Below are 5,150 nucleotides of genomic sequence, written 5' to 3' on the forward strand. Positions count from 1 at the left end.
ACCGGGTCCGGGGGCCACAACAAACGCCGGGAACCCCCAAGGAGGGGCGGGCTCCCCGTTCTTGGCGGCGACCCCGACCCCGTGACTTTTTGGTTGGCTGGGCAAACCTTTGGCTCCCCGCCACACACCTATGTACCCCATGCCCCTCGTGCTGACCACCCTTCTGCGCCCGGGAACCGCCCGCGTAGGTGCGGGCCGAACTGTGTCCGCGGGTGCTGCCTCGCGAGGAGCAGTCCGCCGGGGAGGGCTGCTCGGCAGTAACCGCAGGTCATGGACGGGGCTTGCAGCCCGGCCCGGACCGGGCTGTACGGGCGAGCGCCGGGCGTGGCCGCCAGCTCACCCTCTTCGCGCGAAGGCGTAACCGCCAGGCGGGGTGCTGACCGCCCGCTGGGGCCGGACCTCGGGGTTGGCGGGCTTCCGGGCGGAGGACTTCGGTCACCGGGCCCAGTTCAACCGGTCGGCGCGCCGTGTTCTGGGTCATGGGGAGCGAAGAAGCGAGCAACAGGGGCCGGACCGGTTGCTACCGGGCCGGTGAGCGTTGTCAGGGGCAGCCCTCGCCGAACTTGACGACGCCGACCGAGATCTTCTCGGTAACCGGGATGGTCTCGTTCTTGGGGTCCTGATCGCAGATCTGCCAGTTCGACACGAGCAACACGGTGCGCCCCTTACCGCTGACGTCGTGGAACGAGGTGGCCTTGTAGCCGTCGCCGAAGCCTGCTGTCTTGAGCGCGTCCACGAGCAGGTCACCGGACTTCCCGGTCAGGTCCGGAACGAGCGCGGTCTGCGGCGCGGTTGCCTGCGGCGGGGACGGCTCGGGCGCCTTGGCCGCAACGGCCGGGGCGGCGGTGACCATGACGGTTGCGGTGGCGGTCACCGTGACGGTGGGGGCGGGCTTCGCCTCGGCGGGTTCGGCCTCTGGGGGCGACACGACCGCGGCGACCATGGTGACGATGAGGAACAAGGCGACCATGCCGCCGCACCCGAGAACCGTCTTCTGCTTGGCGTTGAGCTGACCCTCGGGCTTGCCCGGGCCGGTCTCCGGCTGCGGAGGCAGGCCGGGATGCCCCGCCTCTGCGGTTGCGGGGGCTGGAGCGCCGTCGGGCTGCTGGGGGTGGCCGGGCGCGGGGGTGGGCACAGTCATGGATCGCTCCTGTGGCAAGGGATGAGGAGAGCCCCAACTCGGTGTGGTGCGGTGGGGGTCTCACACGGTGCCGGGAGCTGGCGACGCTCAACATACAGGTTGAACAGCGAACAATGCCAGGCCTCGTGATTGGATGGAATGAACGGCTTGCAGGGCTGCTGAGCTGTGGTTACGTTGATCGCCAGCCGGATCCGATGTGGCGCGGTGATCCCCGTTACGGGCGCCACGCGCCACCTTGGTGATGGCATCGGCTGCGAGTGACGACCTGCCGCACGTCGCTCGGTGGTGCGGCCATCGGCGGGTGGGTCGACGGTCCCGCCCTCTCGGCCCGGGCTGCCGCTGGCCCCTGACTCTGCTGCTGCCGATCGGGACGTGGCGCCGTTCGTGTTTGGTTCCTGTGCTTGGCAGGGCGCGCAACCGTGCGCCCCCTCCGGCATGTACGCCGCTATTGCTCTTTACTTGCAACTGCTGAGAAGTTGCACAGCGATGCGGATCGGCTCAATCCTGCCGCTGCGCTGACGAGTGGACCTCCCCGTGCCCGCATGTGACTGTGGCGAGAGGAACCAACTGATGAGGAAGAAGCGCCGGTACACGCTGGTGTCGGTCGTCGCGGCAGCGTTCCTTGCCGCCGGCTGTGGGGGCGCGCCCCGTGTCGATTCCTCGGCCGCGAAGGCGCCCGCTGTCGCGGGTTTTCCGGTCACGGTCTCCAACTGCGGTGTGGAGACGACGTACCAGCGGCCGCCGCAGCGTGCGGTGTCGCTGAACCAGCACGCGACCGAGGTGATGCTGGCGCTCGGACTGGAGAAGTCGATGGTGGCCACGGGGTACCTGGACGACAGGGTGCTTCCCGAGTTTCAGGCTGCGTACGACCGGATCAAGGTGATCTCCAAGGAGTACCCCTCCGCGGAGGCGCTGCTGGCTGTCGAACCCGATCTGGTCTACGGGGGGTTCGCGACCACTTTCGATGAGAAGGAGGGGCGCAGCCGTGCCGCCCTGGCCAAGGCCGGAGTCCACACCCATCTCAATATCGAGGAGTGCCCCGAAGGCTCGGTGACGATGGCGATGATGGACGAGGAGATACGCACGGTCGCGAAGATCTTCGGCGTCCCGGACCGCGCCGAGGAGGTGGTGAAGAAGCTGCACAGCACCCTGGACTCGGTTGAAGGCCGACTGGGCAGAGTCCCGGCGACGAAGGTGTTCGCCTACGACAGCGGCGACAAGACCGCCTTCACCGCCGGCGGTCGGGGCATCGGCAACGAGATCATCAAACGGGCCGGCGGGGAGAACCTCTTCGCGGACGTGCCCAAGGCGTTCGGCGATGTGTCGTTCGAGCAGGTCGCCGAACGGGCCCCGGAGACCGTGATCATCTACGACTACGGCGACCAGCCGGTCGAGGACAAGAAGAAGTTCCTGCTCGCCAACCCCGCGCTCAAGGACGTACCGGCGATCAAGGAGCAGCGGTTCGCGGTGCTGCCTCTGTCGTCGGTGGTTCTGGGGGTACGGGTGCCGGGTGCGGTGGAGTCGCTGGCGCGGCAGATCCACCCGGACCGCTTCCGGTGAGGGGTCTGCGGGAGCAGGCGCCGGGGGCGCCCGGCATATCGCCGCAGACACCTGGAGGCTCGGCCGTGCAGGGCGCCGGACCCCGGCGGCGCAGACTCCCGTACGCGCTCGTGCTCGCACTTCTTGCCGTTCTCGTCCTGCTGGTGGCGACGGCCGGGATTACGGCCGGCTCCATCCGCATTCCCGCCGACCAGGTCTGGGGGATCGTGCTGCACCGCATCCACCCGGCCCTGCGCGAGCCGAACTGGACGCCGGTCCGGGAGACGGTCGTCATTGATGTGCGGCTGCCCCGGGTGCTCCTGGCCGGGGTGGTGGGAGCCGGACTGTCGGTGGCGGGGATGGCGCTGCAAGCGCTGGTCCGCAATCCGCTGGCCGACCCGATGCTGCTCGGGGTGTCCTCGGGCGCCTCGGTCGGCGCGGTGCTGGTCCTCGTCTTCAACGTCACCCTGTTCGGCATGTTCTCCGTTACCGGGGCCGCCTTCTGCGGCGCCCTGTCCGCGCTGACCGCGGTGTACTTTTTGGCCCGGACGGGCGGACGGATGACCACCGTGCGCCTGGTCCTCGCCGGGGTCGCGATGGCCGAGGTGCTCTCGGCGGTGGCCAGTCTCCTGATCGTCACCTCCAACGACCCGCAGAAGACCCAGTCGGCCCTGCGGTGGATGCTCGGCGGGCTCGCCGGCACGACGTGGACGACGGTGTGGATCCCCATGGGCGCGGTGCTCCTGGGAACGGCCGTGCTGCTCGGCGTATGCCGCCCGCTCAATCTGCTGCTGGCCGGGGAGGAAGCGGCAGCCTCCCTCGGTCTGGACGTGCACCGCTTCCGCGGCTGGCTCTTCGTCCTGGTCGCCCTCATGATCGGCACGATCGTCGCGGTGAGCGGGCAGATCGGCTTCGTCGGACTGATCATGCCGCACGTGGTGCGGCTCATCGTCGGCCCCGACCACCGCCGGGCGCTCCCCGTGGCCGCGCTCCTCGGGGCGGCCTTCCTCATCGCCGCCGACCTGGCCGCCCGAACCCTCATGAGCCCCGAGGAGATCCCCGTCGGTATCCTCACCGCCCTCGTCGGCGGCCCGTTCTTCCTCTGGCTGATGCGTCGGAGGGCGCAGTGACAGGCGGCGCGGTGCCGGGTGGATCCGCCCACACATGCGAGCCCGGCTCGCTCGACGTCCAGGACGTCTCCGTCGTCCTGGACGGAAGAACACTGGTGCATCACGTCTCGCTACGCGCGGCGCCGGGGGAAGTCGTGGGTCTGGTCGGCCCCAACGGGGCCGGAAAATCAACCCTGCTGCGCACGTTCTACCGGGCACTACGTCCCACATCGGGCCGGATCCTCCTGGACGGACAGGACGTCTGGCAGATGCCCGGCCGCTCACTGGCCCGCAGCCTGGCCGCCGTACTGCAGGAGACGGCCGGAGATTTCCAGCTCACCGTCTACGACGTCGTCGCGATGGGGCGCACCCCTCACAAGAAGGTCTTCGCCGGCGACGACCAGGCCGACCGCGCCGTCATCGCCGAATCACTGGCGCAACTCGACGTGACCGCCCTCATGCACGCCCGCTTCGACCGGCTCTCGGGCGGAGAGAAGCAGCGGGTGCTCATCGCGCGGGCCCTGGCTCAGCGCGCCGGAACGCTGGTCCTAGACGAGCCCACCAACCATCTGGACCTGCGCCACCAACTGGATGTGCTCCGCCTCGTCCGCCGACTGGGCGTCACGGCGGTGATCGCGCTCCACGACCTCAACCTGGCCGCGGCGTTCTGCGACCGGATCTGCGTACTGAACGGCGGCCGCCTCGTGGCCGAAGGAGTCCCCGGTGAGGTGCTGACCGTAGACCTGCTGGCCGATGTCTACCGTATCGACGCGGAGGTGACTCCCCACGCCCGCACCGGGATCCCCCAGGTCAGTATTCGCGCCGAGAACGAGACCCGGGTAAGGAGACATCCATGAGGTGATTCACCGCTTGTGCGTGGTTTTTTGGCACGGAGAGCAAGGAGGTCTACCCGGCTTTTCTTCACCGCGACTGATGGCATATTCCTGGGTGAAGTGAAGGGCTGCGGCAGGCTTGGCGTGAAAGGGGAGGGCATCGGAAATTCCTATTGCCGGACCATCGGATCACCCCTACGGTTATTGCGACCCACTCGCAATTGCGCAGGAGTTGTGTCATGTGACCGGTCCTGTGCCGATCGAAGGAGGAACCGAGGATGGCGCACACCGGATGGTCCGAGCCTGAGGAGCAGCAGGCCCTGAAGTCCCACACCCCCGCGGTCGACGCCCCGTTCGAGTGGCGTGAGGACCACGACGAGGAGCAGGCCGAGAGCTGACGCCGGGGCGGGGGGGGGGGGGGGGGGGGCCCCCCCCCCCCCCCCCCAGCAAGCCGCCCAACCGAAAAGACAGCGTTTCACCCAACCCCCCCCCACCTTGCCGAGGAAAAAAGAATCGCGATCCCCCGTT

At 68.8% G+C, this 5,150-nt stretch carries 4 protein-coding genes; 3 read left to right on the top strand and 1 reads right to left on the bottom strand.

The features are described from left to right. Positions 1-541 precede the first annotated feature (541 nt). Positions 542-1,141, bottom strand: a complete 600-nt coding sequence (locus ACZ4VL_RS40025) for a PASTA domain-containing protein (RefSeq protein ID WP_468210788.1) — start codon at positions 1,139-1,141, stop codon at positions 542-544. 570 nt (positions 1,142-1,711) lie between these two features. On the opposite strand from ACZ4VL_RS40025, the gene ACZ4VL_RS40030 reads away from it, so the two are divergent. Genes ACZ4VL_RS40030 through ACZ4VL_RS40040 form a run of 3 tightly spaced genes read left to right on the top strand, consistent with a single transcriptional unit; the run spans position 1,712 to position 4,646 of the window. Next, positions 1,712-2,701, top strand: a complete 990-nt coding sequence (locus tag ACZ4VL_RS40030; protein ID WP_468210791.1) for an ABC transporter substrate-binding protein — start codon at positions 1,712-1,714, stop codon at positions 2,699-2,701. Between the two features lie 35 nt (positions 2,702-2,736). Then, positions 2,737-3,810 carry a FecCD family ABC transporter permease gene (locus tag ACZ4VL_RS40035; RefSeq protein ID WP_468210797.1) on the top strand — a complete coding sequence of 358 codons (1,074 nt, stop codon included), beginning with the start codon at positions 2,737-2,739 and terminating at the stop codon, positions 3,808-3,810. Positions 3,811-3,821: 11 nt separating this feature from the next. Next, a complete protein-coding gene (locus ACZ4VL_RS40040) occupies positions 3,822-4,646 on the top strand; it encodes an ABC transporter ATP-binding protein (protein ID WP_468210794.1) in 825 nt (274 codons plus the stop codon). Positions 4,647-5,150: the final 504 nt, after the last annotated feature.

Source organism: Streptomyces sp. NPDC029014, from assembly GCF_055564695.1.

What these genes read in the sequence shown, in the direction of transcription:
- ACZ4VL_RS40025 (WP_468210788.1), bottom strand. Translation starts at nt 1,141, where the DNA reads ATGACTGTGCCCACCCCCGCGCCCGGCCACCCCCAGCAGCCCGACGGC.
- ACZ4VL_RS40030 (WP_468210791.1), top strand. Translation starts at nt 1,712, where the DNA reads ATGAGGAAGAAGCGCCGGTACACGCTGGTGTCGGTCGTCGCGGCAGCG.